Below are 25495 nucleotides of genomic sequence, written 5' to 3'. Positions count from 1 at the left end.
TCTGCAATTTGCCGACTGCATAATGGTGAAATCTGAAATGCTAAATACGAAATCCTAAGCAAATTCCAAATTTCAAATGTTCAAAACCCGGTTTTTTTTCAGTTTAAAACCTGTCTTTGTCAAAAGAATGTGGAGGTAAAATCCTTTAGATAGTTAGTAGGGTGGCACGGACAAACTCTGTTTGTCCGTGTTTAGCTTGTACGGCATTGTCTATAAACCCCGTTAGAGAATTTAGAAGAGTCCTTGCCCTCACGGACTGGGCTTTCTTTCTCACGGGGTAAATCACAAATCATGAGTCTCTTGAGTATAGTCGAAGTTAGACAGTAGGGTGGATTAAGCGATAGCGAATCCACCTTTCCCTGGAAATATTATTGCTGGATGCTGTGTAAAAATTACCACCTTAATCCACCCTACTCATAATTTAAATGCAACCACAAATGGGAGCATTCCCGTTTTTTTGTAACCCGTCATTTTAGTAGGATGAAAAGAGAATATCGAAGTCAGAGATCAGAGATCAGAGATCAGAGTTTTTCGCGGATTTCTGACTTCTGTCTTCTGTCTTCTGTCTTCTGTCTTCTGTCTTCTGTCTTCTGACGAGTGATCCATCGTGCATAAATAATAAGCTTTTTTACAAAAAATCGGGAATGCACCCACCACAAATGGAGTAACACTTTGATTGGAAATCAAAAATGTCTAAAGAATATGAAATGAATAAACGATTAGAAAAATAAATCACTACTCAAGGTGTGACCCTTTTAATCCCTGCTTTCAGGCGGTGTTTAATACATTTATTAAAAAAAGGCTGGATTTGGTATGCAACTGGGAATGGCTTAGGTGGGACGACCGCTGTTTTATTCTGCATCCGGAGGGAAATTTACTTGAGTTGTACCTGGTAATTCAAAAAGTTGCTTGTCTTATACACAACAATAGAACATTATTAAGAAACGCAAAAAAGCAAACATGCCTGCTTTTAACGGACAAACATAAAAGTTTACGTCAGAAAAAACAACTGAATATATTCGAAGAATATTCAAATTATTTCACAAAGGAGTAAAAGATGGAAGCAAAACTAAAATTTCCTGACGAATTTGTTGATGTCTTGGAAAAACCAGTAGAAAAATCACTGCTGGAGTTGATAGCTGTGGGACTTTACAGGGATGGAAGAGTGACTTTACGACAGGTTGCTGATATATTAGGCGTTGATAGAAAAGGCGTATTGGAAATACTCAAAAAGCACAACGCGTATATAAATTATGGGATAGAAGAGTTGAAAGAAGACATTGCGTATGCATCCGGTGGTGAGTGATTCAGACGTCATCATTCATCTTGCAAAGCTAGATGAGCTAAAATTACTCAAAGAATTGTTCGGGTACGTGAACATACCGCGATATGTTGAGTCCGAGGTAGTACATGATCAGAATAACGAAGTTGTCGCGATTAAAGAAGCAATCAATAAAGGAATTCTAAAAGTACATAACGCAGATGAAAGAAAGGCGATAAAAATTGCGAAAAGATACGGTATCCACATTGGAGAGTCTCATGTAAAAGAAGTGGCGGAGAGGTTGAAGGCAAAAGTATTTCTTTCAAATGAGAAGAAGGTACGTATTGCTGCGAAATTAGAGGGATTTACCGCCGTGGGTACAATAGGAGTCATACTCAGTAGTGTGACAAAAAAATTTCTCACAAAAGAAGAAGCAATAGGGTTGTTAAACAAACTTAAGGTAAGGGAATTCCGGATACATCCAAGTATTATAAAACAGGCAACAAATTTACTTGAAGCATAACTTTAAGGCGATTTACCTTATGCTTTAACTCGTTCCAAAGCATTGTGCTGAACAAGGTGAAGCATCTTGCTTTGGAACGTCTGTATGCGGTCAGGCAGATAATTGCTTTTGCCGACAGGCAGGTTTGCTTCTGATAAGAGGAAGCACGAGCTTCCTTTGCAATGGTTTGAAAATATCATTGGACGAATACTCCATAGACAGAAATCTGACCAAAAGAGTTGTCAAAAGAAAAATAAGAATCTCAAAAATTAAGTATGGTGTCCCCGGAATTTGACGACCGCCGACTGCATAATGCTGAAATCCGAAATGCTAAATACGAAATCCGAAGTAAATTCCTATTTTCAATTTTCAAATGCTCAAAACCCGGTTTTTTTCAGTTTAAAACCTGTCTTTGTCAAAAGAATGTGGAGGTAAAATCCGTTAGATAGTTAGTAGGGTGGCACGGACAAACTCTGTTTGTCCGTGTTTAGCTTGTACGGCATTGTCTATAAACTCCGTTAGAGAATCTAGAAGAGTCCTTGCCCTCACGGACTGGGCTTTCTTTCTCTCAGGGTAAATCACAAATCATGAGTCTCTTGAGTATAGTCGAAGTTAGACAGTAGGGTGGATTAAGCGATAGCGAATCCACCTTTCCCTGGAAATATTATTGATGGATGCAGTGTAAAAATTACCACCTTAATCCACCCTACTCATAATTTAAATATCATTAATTTTATAACACATACATTTGTTTCCATATCTCAATCAATGATATAACTTGTTTTTCAGCCAGTGGCAATATACGGAATCGTTTTTTTATATTATAGATTAACTTATCTAAAATTGAATGTCGATTCCGTTCTACTACAATAGTATCTAATACGTTGAGTATTAAATAATCACGCTGGTGAGATAAAATTGGCTGTTTCCATAATTCATATATAAAATTAGTTCCTACGTTTAATGCAGAGTTTTCATCAGAAAATTTACCACTAAGTACTTTCAGAACTGTTGTATAAGGGTATGAAAGTGACCAGTTTGATTGTTTGGCGGCTTCAATTAGAATATCCTTATCAATGCTTGTGTGATAATAATTAAGATTGACCAATTTAATAATTATTTCATTATATTTACTTCTTTCAAGAAAGTTGTTATTTAGACAGTGCATAAATAAAATCTGTGACCAAATTCCGTGAACTTCAAACTCACTTTTTGCAAAGGATCTTAACCTTTCATCATCAGAGTAAAGTAAATTTCCAGACTCACTTGAAATTAGTATCGTATCTATAAATGATTTACCAAACATTTCATTAAGTTCCTGAATACGGCTCTTCTTTATATTTAACGCAGCCTTACAAGGAATAATTTCACAATTATTATCAATCCAGCACAAAATAGCTTCTAGATGTTGAATATTACGCCTAATATCTTCAGCACTAATTTGGCGTTTTACAAATTTATCACCCTCTTTCCCTATTGTCATAAATCCATTTGACTCAAATCCTTTTCGTTCATCTATAGTATCTTTGATAAGATCAATTGTTGATTGCGAAATACCTAATTTACCATAGGCGTGGATAACAATATCTGCTGTATTTATGCTATGTAATGTCATTAATGATGTTATATCAACAATTAATTTTGATTTATTGTTTAGTAGCGAAATAGCAATATTTCTTTCTTCAATATTTCCGTGGCAACATTTCAGTCCTAAATCAGGGTCACTTACCATGCCATACCATACACCTACGGTATTTCTTCCAATCAATTTTGCAAAGGCTCCAACAGTAAGCAGTCCTTCTTTATATGATTGCTTAATTTTTAGAGATGCTTCGTGTTGTCTGCTTATTTCATCTAAAATTGGTTGAAACCCCTCTGGAAGATCACCTGTTTTTTTGGGTTTACCAACTTTTACCTCCCAAAAACCGGGAATATCTGGAAATAACTTCTCAAAATTATTCAGACTTTCATGCAGTGCATATACATATTTGCTTTTGATTTCCGATATTTTGGCGATTTCTTTTGAAAATTTATTTTCTTTTAAAAGAAAGTCATCTCCAACTGATTTGCCTAATATCCTTTGAGCAAGAGGGTGTTGTAAGTCAATTTCTCCACGAGAAATATCTGCATCATTCCGATCTTCAATAATATACCATTCACATTTACCTGAATTATCTTTAACGCAAACCGCTGTATCTATGCAAATATTATTAACATTTAGAAATTGATCAGCATCCTTTTCTCTTTGAAAGAAAAAATTAATATATTTTAAATGCACATCGCCATTATTAAAAAACTTCCTACGAATTTCATACATTACTCTAAAGGATTTTTGATCTAATCCTCTTGCCGAGCAGAGATGTGCTATTTGAAGGCTGGCTTCCAATGATAAGGTATTTACATCTATTGAAGAATTTAAGAAATTATCAAGTTCGTGGAGGTTATTTGTTTGTAAATTAATTACTGCCTGACGCAATCTCATATCAAAATCATTGGGAAATCGGTTTAAGTATTCTTGACACACTTTTTTTGCTTCATTTAAATCACCTATTTCTTCGTATATGGCTGTTTCCATTTCAGAAACATATTTTGAAGGACCGTATTTCATACGAAGAGATTGACATATTTGAAGTGCTTGACCAGTTTTCCCGGAACGATAATAACTGATAAGTAGGCGGCGAGTCAAAAAATTATCTAAGCCCGTATTGGCTATTTTTTCATAGATATCCGCTGCATTCTCAAATTCATCTAGTGAATATAATTCGTTTGCAACGGCTAGTAATTGCCTAAAGGATGAATAATTGTTTATGTATCCCTTTGCTTCTTTTAATAAAGATATAGCATCTTCATTTTTACCACGGAATTTTGATAAACGAGCTGCATCAACTAAATTAAGGATACTGGTAGGATCTAAAGCCCTCATAGAATCAGAAGTGTTTGCAGCTCTTTCAAAATCTTTAGAAGCAATATACAAATCTATTAACAACCTTTTGGCATCTTCTTGTAATGATGTTTGTGAGTTATTCTTTAAAAATTCTTCAATAAGCCTTATTGCTTCTTTTAAACTGTTTTCGCTGTTTTCTTCTCGCAATATTTCTGCAAGTAATAGCAAAGCCTCGGGAGTTTCTTTAGAAAATATGATTCTTTTTAAGAGTTCTTTGGCTTTTGGGTTATCATTACTTTTACACGATAAAATAGCTCTGTGTTTTATAAATACCGGATTGGACGGTTCTATGTCCAAGGCTATTTCAAAGTCCTTAATGGCTCCCTCTAAATCACCTAAAAGTTCTTTTGCGATTGCCCTGTTTGCAATCCATGAAGGTCTGAAATTCCTGATATCCGTGTTGGCAATACATTCCCACGCCTCTGTTAATAATTGAATAGCTCTTTTTAACGCATCATTTTTTATTTCATCAATCTGATTAACATAAAAAATAGATTTGTCTTCTGCTAATATTTCCAAAATTACCGTGCCTAAATCTCCTTTGAAATAAGGTATGTTCTCTTTATCGTTAGCAATTGCAACTTCTAACCATTTTTTTGCTTCTAACAATGCCTTCTTCTTCCGGGCAAAATGGCTGATAGCATAGGCAATTTCCGGTGAGTTTCTATAAGCTTCGGGAACTACTGTAATAACATCTTCTAAACTTTTATTGTCTGAAAAAGTCTGAATGATTATTGAATAGGCAAGATCATTTGCTGAATTTTTTGTTAGTACTTTATTAGCAAAACTTTTTGCATCTTCTAACTGCCCTAATAATAAATGGCCGAGGGCGTTATTGCAGAGAGCTTTTTCGTCTTCGGGATTATATTGTAAAGATTCTATAAATAATCTTGCAGCATCTTGCTCTTGGCCTAAACTTAATCTTGCAGAACCAATATTTGTGAGAAGACGATATTTAACAATTGGTTGAGTATTTGACCAGATGCGACTTTTTAATTTCTCTAAATACTCTAATGCCTCTCTTGGTTTATGGTTTTTTAATAAATCTCGTGAGTGATCTATTTCTGCTTGATATTCACTCGTTAGAATTGTAGATGTGTCAGGAATGTTGGGGTGTATAATATTCTCTATTTTTTCTGATAATGAAGAAATTGATGAATTAATTTTTGGTATTTCTGCGGAGTTTTTTAATGTTTGATGTGTTGCTTCCTTAATTTCATTAATATCCTTTTTTATTCCAATTGTATTAGAAGTAAATCCAGGGTAATATTTTTCCAATACACCAGGAAAGTCTTCAAAACGTTTTTTTATATCATCCCAGAACCAAATAGTGACTGAAAATAAGCTTTTTTTATGATGATCGTCTGTTATTATTCTAGCAATCTCTTGTATTTTTGCATCCCTAACTCCTGTAGTTGCGATGATAAATTGGGAGAGTTTAGGTTTGAAATTTAAAGCTTTTTTAACTTCGTCTTCAACTTCATATTGTGTAAGTGATTTATTAGAGTAATTCTCTTTTCCTTTGCATTGTATACCAGCCCAATCATCTCCTTGATCTGGCCTTCCATAAACATCTACACCGTGCTGCTGCTGTCCTTGCCTTCCATTTTCCTGAGTATTTGGGTCTTTCCAAATTTCTCTCCATAAGTCACAGCAGAGGGTTTGAAAATCTTGCCAGTTAGCTGGCGGTGGTATTTGTGAATTAAAAAATCCTGACATCCTTCAGTTCCTTATTAATTACGCCAATAACTCATTTAACGAAGCCTAAGATCCCAAATATTCTTCTTATATAACCTATGTCATTTTCACGTTGAAACATGACATGATTTGCCTCTAAATCTTCCTTTTTCAATTGTTTTTCCCACCAACTTATTTGACGAAATTCGGTAACAGAAATTATGAATGAATTCAATATAACATCTCTGTCACCAATTTGGTTTTCTAATGTTTTAATCTCTTTATGAAAACGTATCTTTGGGTCATCAATGCCTTTTGCATTACGGATGCCATGCGGGTCGATAAAGCTTATGTACTGCTTACCATTAAATACCAGCCACATAATAAAATCAGGATAAAAATTATGCGCCTGAAAAAACCCTACACCCCTACCCCTGCCCAGGTTTCTTAACAAATACAATTCTTTATCCTGGAAATAACCGGCATTGCCTTCAAAATATTTCTTTAAATCAACAACAAAGTGATTCTCCCCTTCATTTAATGCAACCGGCACCACTTTTATCTCACTATCCTTTATGTAAATCAGCGGTTTGTATAAATGCTGATCAAATGTGAATGAACGAATAGACCCGAATTTAAAATCGCTGAAGTCATGTCTCTTAATTTTCTGCTTTAATTCATTCAGTTTTACAATGATGTCGTCGCGGGATTTTTCAACGAGGAATGTATACTCATCAACGATATTGCCTTTTTTCCTTTGCGCCTCTAATGCCGCCTCAACCTCATCCAGATACTTATATTCCATCTTGTCTTTTTCATAATCCAGCTTCTTCGCATGATAAAAATTATCACAATATTTCTTCAGCATGGTTATTGCTATGTCTTGCCATAATTGCGCCTGATCAAATGAATGAAATACAAGCTCTTCTTCCGGAATATAGAGTACATACCAATCCGTCCGTTCCAGTAAAACGGGCAGTATATCCTTTTTAATATTGAGGTTATGATAGGCGCGTTCGTTCTTGTATTTTTGTAATTCAAACCAGACCTTCTCATAGTCGATAAAGGCAAGATGCTCGTCTCGCAGCTTTCCTTCGTGAAGCGTGGCGGTTGCAGCAGATCGCGCCAAACGGTTCTGAATCGCTTCTATTTTAGGATACCAGTCAACGATTACCGGTCGTTCAAGCAAATATTCATCAGGCTCTCCCAGTGTCGGCCTTGGGCCTTGTTTTTTAAAATCAACCCCTTCTTTCAGTTGGGGATATTTCAACTTCCTTGTGCCCAGGTTGGAAATCGCAGGTATCACAATCTCTTCATAATCATCCTTTCCTTTCACGCCTTCTTCTTCTAAATATTCCCTGAACTGGCGCATATAATCAGCCTTCACGCCAAATACGTTCAGCGTTTCAACGGTTCCGATGTGATTTGGCGTTTTCAGTGTTTTTATATATGAGCTTCGTTTTAAACTCATACTATAACCCTTCAACCGGACTCCCCGCCCAAACAATTGAATAATTTCCGACCCTTCTGACTTGCCCATATTCATAAGCCCCATAGTGCTTACCCGCCAGCTATTCCACCCTTCCGTAAATTTCTTTGACCCGATGAGTATTTTCACCGGAGAATGTCTTTCCGAAAGCTGATGAAAGAGTGAATCGGAGAAATCTTTATCCGATGTTGTAAGACCATTTTGCTCGCAGAGTTTTATCAGGTCGCGGTCATCGCCAACGTTAATGACGCCAAAATATTCGTTATCCCCAAGTCTTAAACCAATTTCGCCCTGGATATCTTTTAAATTGTCCAGGTGCATTTTTGCTTCAAAAGTATTGCAATTAAATACCCGCCTTCTGACGTCTGCGTACATATCCTGAGCGCTCATGCTTTTTTCAATTAAATATGTAAACCGTCCGGCAAACAGATCATTTCCCTTCGTATCATTAAGCTGAGACGTTCCTGTCAACAGGCGATGGATATAGTCAATTGATTGTCGTGTGTTCTTCAGAAAAAGATCTAAAAACAGCAAAATATCAACAACATCAGAAACCTTGCCTCCCCGTTCCGTGCGAACCGCATTTACTTTGCTCCCGACAAACACCCACAAAGGCTCTTCCAATAAAAATGGCGCAAATTCTCTTTCGTATTCATTGTATATGAGCAGTTGCTGATAAAAACTTAACAGGCAGGCAGTGAGATAGAGTTGTCTTTGTTCTTCGTAGCGGTCTTCCGCAAGGTTTAAGATAGAATATTCCTTACCATAACCATCCCGATAAAAATATTTATAGGAATAATCAAACACAATACATTTCGCATACTGCTGGAGCATGTCTTTCTTGCCGGACGCCTTCATCGCCTGTCCAAAGGTAGCGGAATACTCAAAGGAAAACCCCTGTTCACACAAGCGATTACGCTTATCCATCCACTCGTCTCCGCCTGCGCCGCGATGTCCCTCGTCAACAAGCACCAGGTTGTTTCCTTCAAAACAATCCACACCCACCGTCTTTTCACCGGATTCTTCCCTGAGTTTGTGCACATCAATAATTTCAATGGCATTGCTGCGAAAGAGTCCCACTGCGTCTTTATTAAATAGCTCAGCGTCCAGACCCGACAACCAGAACTCTTTCCTATGTTGTTCAGAAAGTCCCTCATTTGGAGTTAAAAGAATGGTTCTGTTAACCTCGCCCTGTCTGTTGTATTTCTTCAGATAATGGTGATACTGGAGTATATTGACGTGCATAATCAACGTCTTGCCGGAACCCGTTGCCTGCCAGAAGGCGATTTTATTCAGGTCTTCCGGTTTATATGGTGCTACATGTTCGTCAGTCTCTTTATCTCTGTTAAATTGAGTAACAAAACCGTTCAGGTTCTTCAAAAAATTCTCAGCATTTTGGAAATATTTATCCAGATAAATTTCTGTAAAGAGGAGCGCCATATACTGAAAATATTTCCAGCGAAAGCCTTCGCGCCTTCCGGAAATGCGCAGGGTGTGGCTTACGATATTTTGATCGTATTCCAGAAGCATATCATTCGGCAGGGCCTGCCGTTCAAAAAGCTTATTCACCAGATGGTTGTGGAAACGAGATACGTTATCCTCGTCAAACCCTTCCAACTGGGAGGACTTCATGCCCTCACACAAGTCACCAAGAACGCCTGCTTCAAAAAGGCTCAGGATGTATTGGAAAAGGATAAGTGATTTCCCGAAGTTGAATGTTGCCTGTTTTTGTCTGTTTTGTCGTCTTTTAGCCATAGTATCATAAAATATATTGCAAGGGTCTTTATCTAATCATTACAAGGTTTGGGCTTGTAACAGACAGAAACCCCGCATTCATTTTTACCCATCCCTGCCCCTCCCAAGAGGGGAATTTGATAAGTCCTCTCTTGGGAGGGGATTAAGGGGTGGGTTTGTTCATTGGTTAACTAAAAATATTGAGATTCCGAAACGTTAGAATAGATTTTAAATAAGTTTGACAAAGAAGTCAGGCTTTGGTATTTTTTAGAATCAGCGGGTAAATCCTGCAATGTGCCTCTGGCGCTTCCTTCCATCGGTTGGCTATGAACCAGAGGAAATAGGCATTGCAGGGGCCGCATTTTTTATTTATCAAGGTAAATATTCGGTTTCAAATCCAATCTTGTGCTGATAAATAGTGTACCACCCATAGTCATTGCATTCATACTTTCTGAAAATTCCCCAGCTAAACAAATCAACTGCCTGTAATCCTGCGCTTTCCTGCGATGTAAGATGCAATATATTTAAATCTGTATTCAAAGGTAATAATGCCTCAAGCTGGTTAATTAAGTACTGATTAAAATCCCTTATCTCTTCCTTATTTTTACATCGATCTACTACCAACTCTACATTTGTCCCTGCATTTGAAAGATTTAATTTTTCCAATAAAAATCTGGATAAAAAGTTATAAAGTTTCTTCTTGCCGGTCTTAGTCTGAAGATGCGATTCCACACGAGATTTATTGAGCGCTAATGAATAAATAGCCCATCTATTGCTTGCTATGTTCCTGAAAAAGTATTTCTTGATATCAATAGAAGTGCCAGTTCCTTTGAGTTCTGTTACTTGTCGTGAGTTTTTCATTTTGCGGTTTAATTTGTTTTTGAGAGTACGTCTGACAGCTTTAGTAAATTCCCGTCGTGCTTCATCAGAATCACAGACTAAAAGTGTAATAACAAACTTTTTTGTTGTCTTTCTCTTTTTAAAATCAAAACCAAGATCACCTGATTCGTCAAGGAATATGAACATCTATTTCTTTCCATATAAATTCATCTTGCTTCCAAGCAGGAGCTTGTACACAAGAGGAACATTTATAAAATGTCTTAAAGTGGTTAAACGTCCTTCGCATCAAACATCCGCTTTTTAAGCTCTTCTTCAATAAGCGACACCTTCCATTTATCTTCTGCAACCTTGAGATTTTCAAGGTTATTGTCACCATTCACAAAAATCTTATCAAATTCAAAATCCTGTGTGTTATAATCTTGTTTTAAGAAGAATGTATCCAGTTCCTTATTGGACTTTTCCTTTGTATTTCTCCAGATTACCAACGTTTTTTCTCCAGTGCGTAACCTGCCGCGAATTACCTTAAATCCACGGATAACCTCTGTCTGCTCGACATAAAGTCCAATCAAATAGTTAAAGGTTTCCACAAGGTCTACCTTCGTTGTCTTCAGTTCATTATCATGGCGGATTAATAATGTATAGTTGAAGGGGTCTTCAAATTTATCTATGTTAAGGAGGCTGTCGCTTTCCCGTGTTTCAATATCAAGCCAGTAACCAAGCATATACTCTTCTTTTGCTGTTTTGCTGGATGTAAGAGCCTTTTGTTGTTTCTTGTCGCGTTTTATAATAAGGTTATCCAGGGCATCTTCGTAGCTTTCCAGTTTCATATATTTGAACATGTGGCTAATGCCTTCGCGCGATACCGGCTTGCCGTCTTTCCAGTCTTTGGAATATATGACTTTCTGAATGCGGGGTTTTAGGACGGTGTCGAAATATTGCCCCATTTCAACGAGGATGTATTTGCGTTTTCCACCATCTTCACGGTTGAGATTGATTACGGCGTGAGCGGTGGTGCCTGAACCGGCAAAGTAGTCGAGTATAATATCACTCAATGAATAAGCTGCAGCACCTACTATTTCCTTGTAAAGAGATACTGGATGGCAGTATGGAAAATCTACTCCGAGTGGCGATACATCTGCCTTCCCTTTTCTGCCATCTTGAATGACAGAAGATATCTGCCTCTGCGATTCTTCTGTTAAGAATACTTTTTGGCGTGGTTGGATGGTTTCATCCGGACCAAAGATAATCGCGCCTCTTTCAACCATAGACTGAAGCGTTTCAGGGGTACGAGAGAAACCGTTTGGTGGAATTGAACAAGGCTTTCCTGTCACAGGATGAATAAGAGGTTTGTGGAACTTTGGATCAGTCCTAGGCTCTGGTGCCCTTAAACTGACACTTTGATAAATGCGTCCCTCCTCATCAATATAATGATATGCTTTTTCTCCACCACTAAGTTCTGGGTTACTATTAAGCCAAGCAGTATATTCTTTTTGCGCCTCCTTGGTAACGCGGCTGTATTTCTTAACAATTTTGGCAGCTACTTCAAGCATTGAAAGTATATTCTTGTTTCGAAGATAGATTGGTTTTTCTTGTCTTGATCTCCAGATAACATATTCGTGTTGTGTTGCTATTCCCATGCCTGCATTCATTGGATTTCTTTTATCCCACACTACGGTTCCTGCATTAGGAATAGAAAAACACTCGAATATCAATTGTAAGTGTTCATATTCGTTTTCATCAATATGGCACAGGTAGGATCCATCTGTAGACATCAGCACAATTCCAGATTTAATTCGATTCTCCATCATTGCAAGCCAACTGGAATGCTTATATTCGTTCTTGTAAAAGAAACCGCTGGTTTGCGTGTTGTATGGAGGGTCTATATGAATACACTTTATTTTATCTCTGTATTTTTCCTCTAATAATTTAATGGCCTGAAAATTCTCCGAATTAATAATCGCCCCGTCACATGCCTCATCAATATTATCAAAGCTTGCCAACAGTTTTTCTTTAAACGCATCGTTGAAATATTTGGTATCGATAATCAGGTAAGGATTTGCCTTTAAAAATTTCACGGTAAGCGGTTTTTTATAGCCAGGGTTTGTTAAATCCTTTTTAATCTCATCTATGGCAAACAGTCTTACCCATTCTTCTCTCTGGGCATCGTTTTTTACTATTTCTTCATATAACTCTTCAGGCACACGGTCTAAGGTTACGCAATATCCGCACTCAACCACAAACTTCTTTTTGAGCCATAACTTCTTCTGATACTCTTCAATCTGCGCAAGAAATGTGATAATCTTGTGTGCAATACGCTTTAAGACCTTAATTTTCCCAATGGACTGAAAGACCTGTCTCTCGTCTTTTTCATCAAGGTCGTCAATAAAAAGCACCTCGTTTTTGATGTAGAAATCAAGTTCACGCCGCAGGAAACCTCCGAGGTCTTTATGGATGAAAAAGTCGAAATTAAACCGGGCGGTATAGTTGTTTAAGTGTTTTTCAAGGAGTGTCCGGCGTGGGTTTTTTGCCGTTGGCATCAGTTCAAACATTTTATCAAAGTTGATGAGATCGTTGGATTTGTTGTGCATCTTACCTATATATTCCAACGTATTTTTATTGAGATCAGCCTGCTTTGTATTGTCGGGTAGATAGGTAAACTGAATATACAGATTATCCCCCTCTATCCTTATCGGTTCACTATCGGAGAGACGAAACCGCCTCTCTTTTCCCTGTTCCTGTTTGATATTGTCTTTTTCCTCAATTGCATCAACCAGCTTGAAATGCACCCGCTTTTGACCGGGGAGCTTAAAGGCATAATCGCGCAGATATTCAGAGGACTTTATATAGTATTGATCGGCATTTGCCCAGTGAAGTTTTACCTCTTCGCCTTCATAGGGAATGGCATAGGTATCCTTTTTATAACGCCGGAGGCTTAAAAAGTCGCCGCCATCATAGTAGCGCCTGAAAAACGTGGTTAAATGGGAAAAGACCTCGTTTGCCAATGACTCCTCGTCTCCGTAGGCAGCCATCTCTTCTCTTATCATCAAAACCTTTGGATTTGTGTCGGGGTCAACATCTGCGTCTTTCAGCGTTTTTATAAGTTTCTCCAATTCCCTTTGCCTTTCCTCTGCGTTGGCATCTTTGTATTTTGAGAATTCCTGTTTTACCTGTGGCAGCAGCTCTTTATCAAGGAAGCGTTCTATCTCGTCACGTTTTTGATTCATAATGCGGTAGATGCCAAAATCAAGGTCGGCCTGATCCATCTGGAACATCTGCCGTAATATTTTCTTTAACTTCTCATATTGTGTTTCCATATATTTTACCCCTATACTATTTTTTAACCCTGACAGGGTTAACCTGCAATGTCCCATTGGGTTTTCCCCGGTGCGGGTTCAAGTTTGTAACCGTTCGGCTGAGCTCACGACGAAGCCTGAACCAAACGTTTTATACTTTCTATCCAGCCTTCTATGAACAGAACAAATGACAAATAAATCCCAGATACCAAACAGGGTTTTTACCGCAGTACATGAGTACATGACCCCATTACGCATATACGCATAAACTCATAGGTTCAGGTTGCAAACCAATGTCATTAAGTTAAGGATATTTGATTAAAAACAACCCTCTTTATTTAAGGGGATTTTTGCGGCTTCATAAACCCCGCGCAGACCAGGACGGTCTGGCTACCCTTTATCCCCCCTTTTTTAAGGGGAACTTTTCTGGCATGTTGCTTAACTTAATGACATTGGGTTGCAAACCTGCCTGCCTGCCTGTCGGCAGACAGGCACCCGCCTGGAATCGTGTAATGTTTATGCATAGGAGTTACGAAAACTTAAAAAAAATCGGGAATGCTCCCGTAGAGACAGGTTTGAAACCTGTCTCTACCACAGCCATTGCATTGCGCAGAAAAGATTTGCCTCTATTGTGCGTAAAAAAAGATGATAATGATTTCCCATGAGGACAAAGGCAAATATCTCTAACTGAAACTTTTCGGAGGTTTTTTTTGATACTCTGAGAATTGATAGTCTTTGTTGGCATAAAATACCTCTCCCTGAGCAACACCTCTTGACATGAATATTCCCCTGATATTCCCGACTGATATAAGAAACTGACTCATTTTTTCTTATCCAAACAGGCGCTGATCCTGTTTTTGCCATTTTTCTTCGATTCTAATAACGCCTTATCTGCACGTTCAATAAGATCGCTCCTGTTTAAGTTATCTATTGATGGCTTCGTTTCCGTCACACCAATGCTTATTGTTACTTTATATTTTTCTTTATTATCGGCAAAGACATGCTCTGCAACCTTCTGCCGCAGTCTCTCTGCAACAATCAAGGCGCCTTCCAGGTCCGATTCAGGCAAGACTATTGCAAATTCTTCTCCCCCGTAGCGGGCGAGTATGTCATAAGTTCTGATTCCCTTTTTCAATAAATCGCACAATTCCTTTAAAATAAAATCACCTGCCTGGTGGCCATAGGTATCGTTAAATTTTTTAAAATTATCCACATCGAGCATGATTAAACAAAAAACGCCCTTTTTCCTTTTTGTTCTGTTAAGTTCCCTTTCAAGAAATATTTGTAAATACCGATGATTATATACTTCCGTTAACCCGTCTATATTGGCAAGACTTTCAAGCCACTTATTTTTTATCTCGAGTTCCCTGGCCGCTTTCTGCATTTGTATTTTTGCATTGATAAGTTCTTTATTCATTTGATCATACGTCAGATTTATTCCACTGAGAATTGTATTTGCTTCAATCAATATCTCCTCAATAGATTTTGGCTTCTTAATATGAAACCCAAAATAGTTTGCATTATGCACCACCTCCAGGTCAACTTTATCCAATATATCGTCAATTAATGCCTTGCTAAAACCCAAATTAACCTTCATTCCCTTAATAAACGTGTCATAATATTTATTCGGCTCATTTGAGTATAAAATGTTGGATACCAACCCTGAAAAATAAATAACATTTGTGTAAAGTTGCGTCTTTTTATCATCTCCTTTGTTCTTTTCCGGAAAATGGTGATATCGAATGGGAACTGATAATATATCCGGGAAGCCCCAGCTTTTTGTAATCTCATAGCCTATTTGTGCGTGATCTATACCGATAATTTGCTGCTCAATCTCAGTAATGTTTTTTTCACTATTTTGTGCCTCTTTAGCAACCTGATCGTATAATTTTGGATGTGTGCTCGCTATAATTAATTTGCCAATATCTTTTAAAAGTCCCGCAATAAATATCTCCTCAAGATCATTATTATCAATTTTATTCTTAATCAACCTGGCAACAACTGCGGTAGCAAGAGATTTCGCCAAAAAATCTTCATACATGAATAATTCCGCCTTATTGCCTCCTTTAATCGAGAGAAACGAAAAGGAAAGAACCAGGCTCCTTATAGCATTGATTCCGATACATGATATTGCCTGTTGTATGGTGCTTATTTTATACGCAAAACCATAATAGGCAGAATTAGCGATCTTTAATACTTTCGCAGAAAGCGAAACGTCTTTTGATAACATGTCTGCTATTTCTTTTACAGACGTTTCCTCTTTTGATGTAAGGGTAATAATTTCTGAGGCTACGGAGGGTAATGTTGGCAGGTCTGGCGATTTTAGTATATTCTTTAAAATATCTTCTTTTTTCATATCAATACTCCACTATTAATGTATAGGGCGTTTACAAAACGGACCTTTTTGTCCACTTAAAACTTATAGTTAACGCATGGATACACTGCACAAACATCAATTGTTACTATTTACCGTAAAATATATTTTTCAATTTTTATTTTCTATTACCTTATTATGCTTTACTATACTTGAAGTTTAGTGTGCAAATCCAACTTTTTGTAACACTTTAGTTTTTTGAAAAAGTAGGGGCGAAGCATTTGCCCGTTTGGATATGAACGCATTTATGAAAATTTACAGCAAATGCTTCGCCCCTACACTGCGATTATTGGAATTTTTCAAAAAACTAAAGTATTACAACTTTTTAGTAAATAGACGATTTTGAAATATGGCAAGAAGGAGATACGTGGAATAATGTTTGAAGAGATTCGTAAGGAACAATTGCAGACATGGGACAAGACCTACCTCTGGCATCCTTTTACCCAAATGCAGGAGTACGTGAAGGAAACCCCTCTTGTTATTGCGGAAGGAAAGGGAATTTACCTGAAAGATATTGATGGCAACGAATACATTGATGGGGTTTCCTCTATGTGGTGCAATCTTCACGGCCATCGCAAGAAAGAAATCGATGACGCCATAAAGGCACAGCTTGACAAAATCGCGCACAGCACCTTTTTAGGCCCTACCAATATCCCCGCTTCAGAACTTGGTAAAAAACTTATCGAAATCGTACCAAACGGTTTAAACAAAGTGTTTTACTCTGACAATGGCTCCACCGCAAATGAAGTTGCCCTGAAAATGGCCTTTCAATATTGGCAGCATAAAGGCAGAAGAGATAAAACACAATTCATTGCATTACAGTATGGATATCATGGAGACACTATCGGCACCATGGCGGTGGGTGGGATTGAATTATACCATAAAGTATTTAGTCCCCTTTATTTTAAAACACATTTTGCGCCTTCTCCTTACTGTTATCGCTGTCCGTTAAATAAAATTCCGGAAGATTGCAGCATGGAATGTCTCGGTACACTGGAAAAGATTTTACAGGAACACGCGGATAATGTCGCTGCAATGATTATGGAACCCCTTGTACAGGGTGTAGGCGGTATGTTAATGCATCCAAAGGGCTATCTGGCAGGAGTCAGCAAACTATGTAAGCAATACGATATACTGCTTATTCTGGATGAGGTAATGACGGGATTTGGACGAACCGGAAAAATGTTTGCCTGCCAACATGAATGTGTCGTCCCCGACCTTATGCCTCTGTCAAAAGGGATTAATGGCGGATATATGCCTCTGGCGGCTACGCTTGCAACGCAGGAAATATATGACGCCTTTTTAGGAGAATATACCCACTTGAAAACCTTCTTTCATGGCCATACCTATACAGGGCATCCCCTCGGATGCGCGGCGTCCCTGGCAAGTATACACCTCTTCGAAAAAGAAAACATTCTGGAAAATTTACAGCCGAAAATACAGCACCTGAAAGAGAAGTTATCTCCTTTCAAGGTATTAAAACATGTCGGTGAAATACGGCAGTGTGGTTTAATCGCCGCAATTGAATTAGTAAAAGATACGAAAACAAAAGAACCTTATTCCTGGATTGAACGCATAGGAGTACAAATCTGCCTTGAGGCAAAGAAACAGGGAGTATTAATACGTCCGTTAGGCCATATCATTGTCATCATGCCGCCGTTGATTATTACCATTGATGAATTGGACAGATTACTTGGCGTTATTTACGAGTCTATACGGACTGTTACGGAAAAAGTGTAAAAAAGAATTGTTATTAATTAAGGAGAAATGGTTGTGACTGCAGGATGCTTTGTGACAGGAACAGATACAGGTGTCGGCAAGAGCATTGTTGCGGGAGGGCTGGCCGCTCTTTTGAAAAACAGCGGTTGCAATGTGGGCGTTATGAAGCCTATTGCTACAGGAGGCAAATACCATAACAATAGGTTGGTATCGGACGACGCGCTATTTCTTATGTCAGCAGCGGAAATTGATGACGACTATGAACTCATCAACCCCATATGTTTTGAACAACCCCTTGCGCCCACAATTGCGGCTCAATTAAATAATACCGCAATAGACCTGGAAAAAATCAGACATGCCTTTGATATACTCTGTAAACGACACGATTTTATGATTGTCGAAGGTGTAGGCGGTTTGCTTGTCCCTGTAAATGAACACTATTTTATCATTGATTTAGCCCGCGAATTTAAACTCCCCCTGATAATCGTCAGCCGGCTCTCACTCGGAACAATAAATCATACCCTTCTCACCCTGTCATATGCTCGTGAACATGGCGTAAACATGAAAGGAATAATCTTTAACGACCATGCGGATACCAATGAATGCCTGAAAAACTATACGGTGAAAGAGATCAAAAGGTTTACAAATGTGCCGGTACTTGGCGCCATACCCTTTGATAAACGGCTTGATGCTGAAAATTATCATAAAGAAACCGTATTAAAAATTTTTAGTGATAATGTAGACAAAAGCATTATAATATGAAACGCCGTTGTTTGCCGCATTTTTGTTGCTTTTTGTGGCGAAATTATCATGTCGCCCGTATGAAGTAATTGCATACCTCACAAAGAAAAACATTTTTGCAATGGCAATCAGAGATGACATGATGGATTTGATGAATTTCGGGGAAGTACATCAGGCCAGGGCAAACGCATCATAATCGCGGTAAAATCAATGAGATATTTCCAACGGGTTCAGTTTTGCAATCCATGAGTTTATTCGGGAAATAGCGCTCTGTACTACTATCCGCCAACTCCTTGTTTTTTATGTTGGAATCCAGGTGAGCAATGGTGAAATAAATACTAGAAAACGGTAGTTTTTAGTTTGAGAAAGTTTTTAAAGGCTTAATTAATTTGGAGTAAAAATAGATGAAAACTCAGTTAGAACTTGCACGCGATGGCGTTATAACGGAAGCCATGAAAGAGGCTGCTGTATATGACGACGTCACCCCGGAATTTATCCGAGAAGGCATTGCAAAAGGACAAATCGTTATTTATGGAAATCCTAATAGAAAGGCGCGTGTGATTGGCATCGGCAAAGGACTAAAAACAAAGGTAAATGCCAGCATTGGCACTTCCCCCGATATTATCGACGTCGAGATGGAAGTGAAAAAGGCGCAAACTGCTGAAAAATACGGCGCCGACACACTTATGGAACTTTCAACTGGCGGAGATTTAATCAAAATCAGAAAACGGGTGTTGGACTCCATTTCTCTTACAGTTGGTACCGTACCCCTTTACCAGGCGGCAATAGAAACAAATAAGAAAACGGGTTCTGTAGTACACATGGAAGCGGATTTCCTCTTCGATGTTATAGAACAGCAGGCGGAAGAGGGTATTGGTTTTATGGCTATCCACTGCGGCATTAATTTGATTACCCTGGAGCGATTAAAAAGGCAAGGTTACCGTTATGGCGGACTGGTGAGCCGCGGCGGTTCATTTCTTACCGCATGGATGAATCATAATAAAAAAGAGAATCCACTCTATGAACAGATCGACCGTCTTATCGATATTATGAAAAAACACGACGTTATTCTCAGTCTTGGAAATGGCTTACGGGCTGGAGCAGTTCATGACAGTACTGACCGCGCACAGATACAGGAACTTATTATAAATTCCGAAATTGCAGAATATGCCCAAAGCAGAGGGGTTCAAATTATCGTTGAAGGACCCGGCCACATCCCCATCGATGAGATCGAGGCAAACGTTTTGATACAAAAACGGCTCAGCAACAACGCCCCTTTCTACATGCTTGGCCCTATTACTACCGATATAGCCCCCGGATATGACCACATTTCATCTGCCATTGGCGCTGCCTTATCTTCACGTTACGGCGCAGACTTCATTTGCTACGTTACACCGCCTGAACACCTTGCCCTGCCCGGACCGGATGACGTGCGTGAAGGCGTAATGGCCGCTCGTATCGCCGCCCACGTAGGTGATATGGTAAAACTAAAAGACAAGGCGAAAAACTTAGACCTCAAAATGGGCATTGCACGCAGAGACCTCGACTGGAAGACTCAGTACGAAACAGCCCTCACCAAAGAACGTGCGCAGGAAATTCGCAATAGCCGTCCTCCCATGGACGAGGATACCTGCACAATGTGCGGCAGTCTTTGTTCACTTAAAGGTGTGATGAAATACTACGAAGAAGACCTGAACAAGAGCCGCAAGAAAAGCGCTGCCAATGCAGCGTTTTGAACCTGAAGGGCAAAAGCACAGCGATTTTTTGTTATTAGTCATAATTATCACTACAGCGACATACTATTCTTACGCCATGCTCAATAATTATGTATGGTATATTAACCCTGTCAGGGTTGTTCCGTTAATTATTGCAAATTTCAAAAGGATCTATTGCCTTGTCGATTGTCTTGCTCGAACACCCACGTTTAAATAATTCAGGCCGATGTGAGGAAGTAGTGAATGCCCCATTATCAGCATGCCTGTTTACAGGATATATCGCCTCTGTTTTACGGGAAAACAAGCTTACGGTCGAAGTTGCCAATGCACATCTTTATGACTGGTCAATAGATGAAACCATTACGCATATCATCTCAAACAAACAATTACAGCTTCTGTGTGTCCATACCGTATATCTATGGGAAAGGACAAAGAATATATTTGATATGCTCTCAACACTGAAAACGGCAAATGAAGCCTTACACATCAATCTCTACGGTTATTTTCCCACGTTTGCTTATAAAAATATTCTCACTGATTATCCACTTGTTGATTCTGTTACGGTTGGCGAACCTGAATTTACAACCCTTGACCTCGCAAGAGGTATTATATCGGGAAATCGTATTTCAACGAAAATACCGGAAAGCAATACCTTATTAAAAAAAGATAGAAACCCCCTCTCTTGCCCCCCCCTTGCGAATCCGGGGAATGAGGTAAGAAGAAGTGTATTCCCTGATGGAATGAATATTGCCGGACTTGCTTTCAGGGATAAAGAGGGGAAGATCGTTTTTACGCCCAGGCCCCCTATCCATAATTTAGACCAGCTACCCTACCCTTGCCGGCAGGATGTTACTCTCTGTCGGAAAAAGGGTATTGTTACGTATATACAAGGAAGCCGTGGTTGTTACGGGCATTGTGCCTTTTGCTACCTGAATCCCTTTTATGGACAAACGAGCCTATGGCGCGGCAGAAGCGCAAATAATATATTTGATGAAATCTTCAAATTACACACCAAATACGCTATTGAAAACTTCTATTTTTCAGACGCTAACTTTTTTGGCCCCGGGAAATATGGAAGTGAACGGGCGTCTGCTTTAGCGGATCTTATTCTTGCAAACGGTTTAAATATTCGATTCGGCTTTGAATGCCGCGTCAACGATATTGAAGAAAAAACGATTGAAAAACTGGTACTGGCAGGACTTGCCAATGTATTTCTTGGTCTGGAAAGCGGCGATGACAATTCTCTGAAACGATTTAAAAAACACACAACTTCTGAGGAAAATAAAAAGGCTATTCGTTTGTTAAGAAATTACGGCATAGAGCCAACCTTTGGTTTTATTATGTTTGAACCATATGCTACCATACAAAGCATACGCAATAATTTTGAATTTCTGAAAGAAACAGGCATTATGACTTCACCCGAGGTCACCGCTCATTTGCTCCACCACAGGCAAACAGTTTTCGAGGGGACGCCTGCATATCAATCAATGATGCAATCGCAGACAAAGCTTGATGACTCATTTTCACCCTATGAAATCTTTTATAAAATAAAGGATTCACAGGCGGATGCATTTTCCGTAATTATTACAAACATATGCAAAGATATTTTAGCCCTCTTGCCTCAAACCTTTGTTGAATGCAACGACATGGTTTCGGATACCCGCTTTGATTATCCCTTATTAAAAAAATTAAACGATGCATTGATCACCGCATTTGAAGATATCCTGCACAAATTCGAAAACGCCTCCATAGTTCCCAACGGTGAATATTTTTATTCCACACACAATGAAATAATAAACAATATTCAATCATTACTGTTACATGCAAATGCCTTACACGAAATCAAGCAAATATAAATTCATCAATATTATTTACCCCATTTTAAACAGGAACGATTAATGAATGAAATAAATCATTTACAATTTGAGTACTTACTTCAACTCAGCTCCGCCTACTGGAAGTCACAGGTACTATTTACCGCAATAGAATTAGATATCTTCACCGCCATTGGCAATAAACACTTAACCGCAGAAGAACTCGCGCATATCATTAATGCAAATGCAACTGCAACGGAAAAGATGCTCGACGCCCTTGTTTCACTCGATCTCCTTGTGAAACAGGAAAAGCTTTATCAAAATTCACCAATAGCGAATTCCTATCTCATCAAAGGGAGGCCTTTTTACCAGGGTGACGCCATTCACCATTTTAACAATATCGCTGAAAACTGGACTATGCTGTCCCAAACGGTGAAAACGGGAGAGGCGGTCGTGTTAAAAGATTTGCCGGAAGAGGCAGACCCGCATGATGTAAAAGACTTTATTACCGCAATGCACAATATTGCATCGGTAAAATCACACGATATATGCGCCACAATACCTTTAAAGAACCCTAGAAATATGCTTGATATTGCCGGCGGCCCGGGCACATATTCCATCGAATTTGTAAAGAAATATCCTGAATTGCATGCGGTAATCTTTGACCTGAAACACGTGACAAAATTAACGCATGATTTTATTCGGGCCGCAGGGTTACAGGAAAGGATAAAAGTACTGGCAGGAAACTGCCTTGAAGATGATTTTGGCACTAATTGTTACGACACAATTCTCGTTTCCAATCTATTACACATATACAACCCTGAGAATAATATAACAGTACTCAAAAAATGCTGGAAGGCATTGCAAAATGAGGGCACGTTAATTATTCATGAATTTGTTCTTGATGAAACAAAAACACATCCTCAGTTTGCCGCACTTTTTAGCCTTAATATGCTCATCGGTACACAGGAAGGGGCGTCTTACAGCGAGACAGAATATCGTTCCTGGCTGGAAACAGTTGGTTGTAAAAAAATCACACGAACCGATCTGCAATCAAACTCTTCGTTAATTATTGGCAAAAAATAAACAATCCTAATGACCGGCTAAAAATAAAGTGACGGATTTCATCATCCTTCGCAGACAGCAGTTCATGGAGGGCTCATAATAAAAAAGAATCGCAAAAACGTTTTTATGGCCAATAAGGGCAAAACCGTTACCGGTTCAAATTACTTGACATAAGTCCTTTTATTTGATAACTTAGCACAGATTTTCCGAGATTTATACTATATGTTTTCTATTATATGAATAGTAAATTTTTATAACGATTTAGTTTTTTTGAAAAATTCCGATAATAGCGATGTATGACACATATTGTTACGGATTTTTTAGAAAGAGCAATACATCTAACACTTTTATCAAGAAGAAAGGAGAAAGGAGAAAGTAGAGATTTACCACTGATTACTCGCTATTTTGTTTTGTTTTATTGCTTATTTATCATAAGGAAAAGGGGAATTTGATGATAAAAAAACGCTTTTTAGGGCTACCTTTAGTATCTGTTTTACTTTTTACAATGACATTTTTTTGTATAAATGATCATATCGCTTATGGTCAATTGCCACAGCCTACTGGCACTCAACCTCAACCGGGGTTCTCTCCAAGGCCTCAGCCTACTGGCACCCAGCCGCAACCGGGATTTTCTCCGAGGCCTCAGCCTACTGGCACCCAGCCGCAACCGGGATTCTCTCCAAGGCCTCAGCCTACCGGCACCCAGCCGCAACCGGGATTCTCTCCAAGGCCTCAGCCTACCGGCACTCAGCCGCAACCGGGATTCTCTCCAAGGCCTCAGCCTACCGGCACTCAGCCGCAACCGGGATTTTCTCCAAGGCCTCAACCTACTGGCACCCAGCCTCAACCGGAGCCTACACCAGGTGTTGTAACTCCGCAAATATCGGGTGGATGGTCTCATACGTTAGCGCTAGACTCCGAAGGGAAACTATGGGCATGGGGGTATAATGAAGATGGGCAGTTGGGCGACGGCACAAACGACAACCAAACAACCCCTGTAGCTGTTCAAATAAATGCTCTTACTACCATCACGTCCGTAGATTGTGGCGGAGATCATAGCCTGGCGCTTGACTCTCTCGGCAGAGTTTGGGCGTGGGGTTATAACGGTGACGGAGAGCTTGGCGGCGGAACAACGGAGAATAACAGTAATGTTCCCGTTTCCGTACCCAATCTTACCGATATAATTGCCATTTCTGCCGGAGGTGAATACAGTATGGCATTATCATCTGACGGTTCTGTTTTAACATGGGGGGCAAACAGTGACGGGCAGCTCGGTAATGGCAATACCGATGAAAATAGCGTTCCTACCAAAATAAGCGGCCTACCGGTGATGAAAGGAATTTCCGCTGGAGAAGCTCATGGTCTTGCCGTAACAGAAGACGGCTTTGTTTATGCATGGGGAATAAATGATGAAGGACAAATTGGCAATGGCGAAAAGAGCGCAAACAATCCTGTCCTAAATCCTGTACAAGTCCAAGGGTTAACTGATATTGATGCGGTTTGCGCAGGAACCTCATTCAGTCTCGCGCTCGGCATTGACGGAAGGGTATGGGCATGGGGTCTCAACGATGAAGGACAATTGGGTGATGGCACGAATACCAACAGCACAACACCCGTAGAAGTTACAAACCTTACAAAAATTTCCGCAGTTGCCTGTGGAAGTGACCACAGCCTTGCAATACGAAATGGCAAAGTAAAATCATGGGGATTAAACGATGAAGGACAGCTTGGCGATGGTTCAACGAGAAGCAGTTCTGCACCTCTTGACGTTACCGGTTTGTCGGACATCGTATATGTTGCAGCAGGAGAATCTCATAGCCTGGCAATTACCTCAAAAGGCAACATATATGTGTGGGGATTAAATGGAGATGGTCAATTGGGCGATGGGACGAACAGGAGCAGCAGGACGCCAAAAACGATTGATTTGAATCTCGGCGGGACTGCAGTTGAAGGCCCAGGGGAATGCGAAACAGACGACATTGAAGCAGACCCAAAAAAGTTAAAGCTCAAAGTCGGAAAAAACACAGAAGTAACATTAACATTAACTGGAGAAGATGGTTGTCTGGTTGAAGGAGAAAGTATTACGGTAAAACTGAATTCATCCGGAAAACGACGTGTTTCTATCTCTCCGAGCAAACTAATATCAGACGAAGAAGGCAAGGCTTCCTTTACCGCTACCGGAACTGCGAAAGGCAAAGCCAAGATCACTGTCAAAGCTGGCAGCAGTAAGGAAAAAATAAAGGTAAAAGTTAAAGAATAGCCGCTTTACCTTGCAAGTAATTTAAAAAGGGGGTATTTCATTTAAAATGAAATACCCCTTTTTGTTT

14 protein-coding genes are annotated in these 25495 nt (G+C 39.3%); 9 read left to right on the top strand and 5 right to left on the bottom strand.

The window, feature by feature from the left end:
* Window positions 1-1057 precede the first annotated feature (1057 nt).
* Both ABJL82_RS05235 and ABJL82_RS05230 read left to right on the top strand, forming a co-directional pair.
* A complete protein-coding gene (locus tag ABJL82_RS05235) occupies window positions 1058-1306 on the top strand; it encodes a UPF0175 family protein (protein WP_347273668.1) in 249 nt (82 codons plus the stop codon).
* On the top strand, window positions 1287-1784 hold the full coding sequence (locus ABJL82_RS05230; protein ID WP_347273667.1) for a hypothetical protein: 498 nt from the start codon (window positions 1287-1289) through the stop codon (window positions 1782-1784). The genes ABJL82_RS05235 and ABJL82_RS05230 overlap by 20 nt, the downstream gene beginning before the upstream one ends.
* A gap of 712 nt (window positions 1785-2496) precedes the next feature.
* On the opposite strand, the gene ABJL82_RS05225 is transcribed toward ABJL82_RS05230, so the two are convergent.
* The 4 genes from ABJL82_RS05225 to ABJL82_RS05210 all read right to left on the bottom strand — a co-directional run bounded on the left by ABJL82_RS05225 (window position 2497) and on the right by ABJL82_RS05210 (window position 13761).
* Window positions 2497-6426, bottom strand: a complete 3930-nt coding sequence (locus ABJL82_RS05225; protein WP_347273666.1) for a hypothetical protein — start codon at window positions 6424-6426, stop codon at window positions 2497-2499.
* 31 nt (window positions 6427-6457) lie between these two features.
* The gene (locus ABJL82_RS05220) at window positions 6458-9628 is read right to left on the bottom strand and encodes a DEAD/DEAH box helicase family protein (RefSeq protein ID WP_347273665.1); all 3171 of its coding nucleotides are present in this window, start codon (window positions 9626-9628) and stop codon (window positions 6458-6460) included.
* A 351-nt stretch (window positions 9629-9979) separates the two neighbouring features.
* Window positions 9980-10633, bottom strand: a complete 654-nt coding sequence (locus ABJL82_RS05215) for a DUF3800 domain-containing protein (protein ID WP_347273664.1) — start codon at window positions 10631-10633, stop codon at window positions 9980-9982.
* A gap of 83 nt (window positions 10634-10716) precedes the next feature.
* Window positions 10717-13761, bottom strand: a complete 3045-nt coding sequence (locus tag ABJL82_RS05210) for a DNA methyltransferase (RefSeq protein ID WP_347273663.1) — start codon at window positions 13759-13761, stop codon at window positions 10717-10719.
* A gap of 410 nt (window positions 13762-14171) precedes the next feature.
* Here ABJL82_RS05210 and ABJL82_RS05205 point away from each other — a divergent pair, with 410 nt between their 5' ends.
* Complete coding sequence (locus ABJL82_RS05205; protein WP_347273662.1) at window positions 14172-14405, top strand: hypothetical protein; 234 nt, start codon at window positions 14172-14174, stop codon at window positions 14403-14405.
* 155 nt (window positions 14406-14560) lie between these two features.
* On the opposite strand, the gene ABJL82_RS05200 is transcribed toward ABJL82_RS05205, so the two are convergent.
* Window positions 14561-16096: a GGDEF domain-containing protein gene (locus ABJL82_RS05200; protein WP_347273661.1), complete on the bottom strand. Its 1536-nt coding sequence runs from the start codon at window positions 16094-16096 to the stop codon at window positions 14561-14563.
* A 393-nt stretch (window positions 16097-16489) separates the two neighbouring features.
* Between ABJL82_RS05200 and bioA the strand changes: the two genes are divergently transcribed.
* The 6 genes from bioA to ABJL82_RS05170 all read left to right on the top strand — a co-directional run bounded on the left by bioA (window position 16490) and on the right by ABJL82_RS05170 (window position 25428).
* Window positions 16490-17854 carry an adenosylmethionine--8-amino-7-oxononanoate transaminase gene (gene bioA, locus ABJL82_RS05195; protein ID WP_347273660.1) on the top strand — a complete coding sequence of 455 codons (1365 nt, stop codon included), beginning with the start codon at window positions 16490-16492 and terminating at the stop codon, window positions 17852-17854.
* A 33-nt stretch (window positions 17855-17887) separates the two neighbouring features.
* On the top strand, window positions 17888-18595 hold the full coding sequence (gene bioD / locus ABJL82_RS05190) for a dethiobiotin synthase (protein ID WP_347273659.1): 708 nt from the start codon (window positions 17888-17890) through the stop codon (window positions 18593-18595).
* Window positions 18596-18978: 383 nt separating this feature from the next.
* Entirely contained in the window at window positions 18979-20310 is a 1332-nt protein-coding gene (gene thiC, locus ABJL82_RS05185) for a phosphomethylpyrimidine synthase ThiC (protein ID WP_347273658.1), read from the top strand.
* 158 nt (window positions 20311-20468) lie between these two features.
* Complete coding sequence (locus tag ABJL82_RS05180) at window positions 20469-22145, top strand: B12-binding domain-containing radical SAM protein (RefSeq protein WP_347273657.1); 1677 nt, start codon at window positions 20469-20471, stop codon at window positions 22143-22145.
* Window positions 22146-22187: 42 nt separating this feature from the next.
* Window positions 22188-23189 (top strand): methyltransferase, encoded by a 1002-nt coding sequence (locus ABJL82_RS05175; RefSeq protein ID WP_347273656.1) that lies wholly within the window; start codon window positions 22188-22190, stop codon window positions 23187-23189.
* Window positions 23190-23619: 430 nt separating this feature from the next.
* Window positions 23620-25428, top strand: a complete 1809-nt coding sequence (locus ABJL82_RS05170; protein WP_347273655.1) for a cell wall anchor protein — start codon at window positions 23620-23622, stop codon at window positions 25426-25428.
* Window positions 25429-25495 lie beyond the last annotated feature (67 nt).

Origin of the sequence: Candidatus Kuenenia sp. (genome assembly GCF_039794105.1) — a bacterium.
GTDB lineage: Bacteria > Planctomycetota > Brocadiia > Brocadiales > Brocadiaceae > Kuenenia.
Note: the sequence above shows the minus strand (reverse complement) of the source record. Positions and strands in the feature narration are given on the sequence as shown.

Coding starts and splice junctions, on each gene's coding strand:
- ABJL82_RS05235 (WP_347273668.1), top strand. CDS start 1,058: ATGGAAGCAAAACTAAAATTTCCTGACGAATTTGTTGATGTCTTGGAA.
- ABJL82_RS05230 (WP_347273667.1), top strand. CDS start 1,287: ATGCATCCGGTGGTGAGTGATTCAGACGTCATCATTCATCTTGCAAAG.
- ABJL82_RS05225 (WP_347273666.1), bottom strand. CDS start 6,426: ATGTCAGGATTTTTTAATTCACAAATACCACCGCCAGCTAACTGGCAA.
- ABJL82_RS05220 (WP_347273665.1), bottom strand. CDS start 9,628: ATGGCTAAAAGACGACAAAACAGACAAAAACAGGCAACATTCAACTTC.
- ABJL82_RS05215 (WP_347273664.1), bottom strand. CDS start 10,633: ATGTTCATATTCCTTGACGAATCAGGTGATCTTGGTTTTGATTTTAAA.
- ABJL82_RS05210 (WP_347273663.1), bottom strand. CDS start 13,761: ATGGAAACACAATATGAGAAGTTAAAGAAAATATTACGGCAGATGTTC.
- ABJL82_RS05205 (WP_347273662.1), top strand. CDS start 14,172: ATGTTGCTTAACTTAATGACATTGGGTTGCAAACCTGCCTGCCTGCCT.
- ABJL82_RS05200 (WP_347273661.1), bottom strand. CDS start 16,096: ATGAAAAAAGAAGATATTTTAAAGAATATACTAAAATCGCCAGACCTG.
- bioA (WP_347273660.1), top strand. CDS start 16,490: ATGTTTGAAGAGATTCGTAAGGAACAATTGCAGACATGGGACAAGACC.
- thiC (WP_347273658.1), top strand. CDS start 18,979: ATGAAAACTCAGTTAGAACTTGCACGCGATGGCGTTATAACGGAAGCC.
- ABJL82_RS05175 (WP_347273656.1), top strand. CDS start 22,188: ATGAATGAAATAAATCATTTACAATTTGAGTACTTACTTCAACTCAGC.
- ABJL82_RS05170 (WP_347273655.1), top strand. CDS start 23,620: ATGATAAAAAAACGCTTTTTAGGGCTACCTTTAGTATCTGTTTTACTT.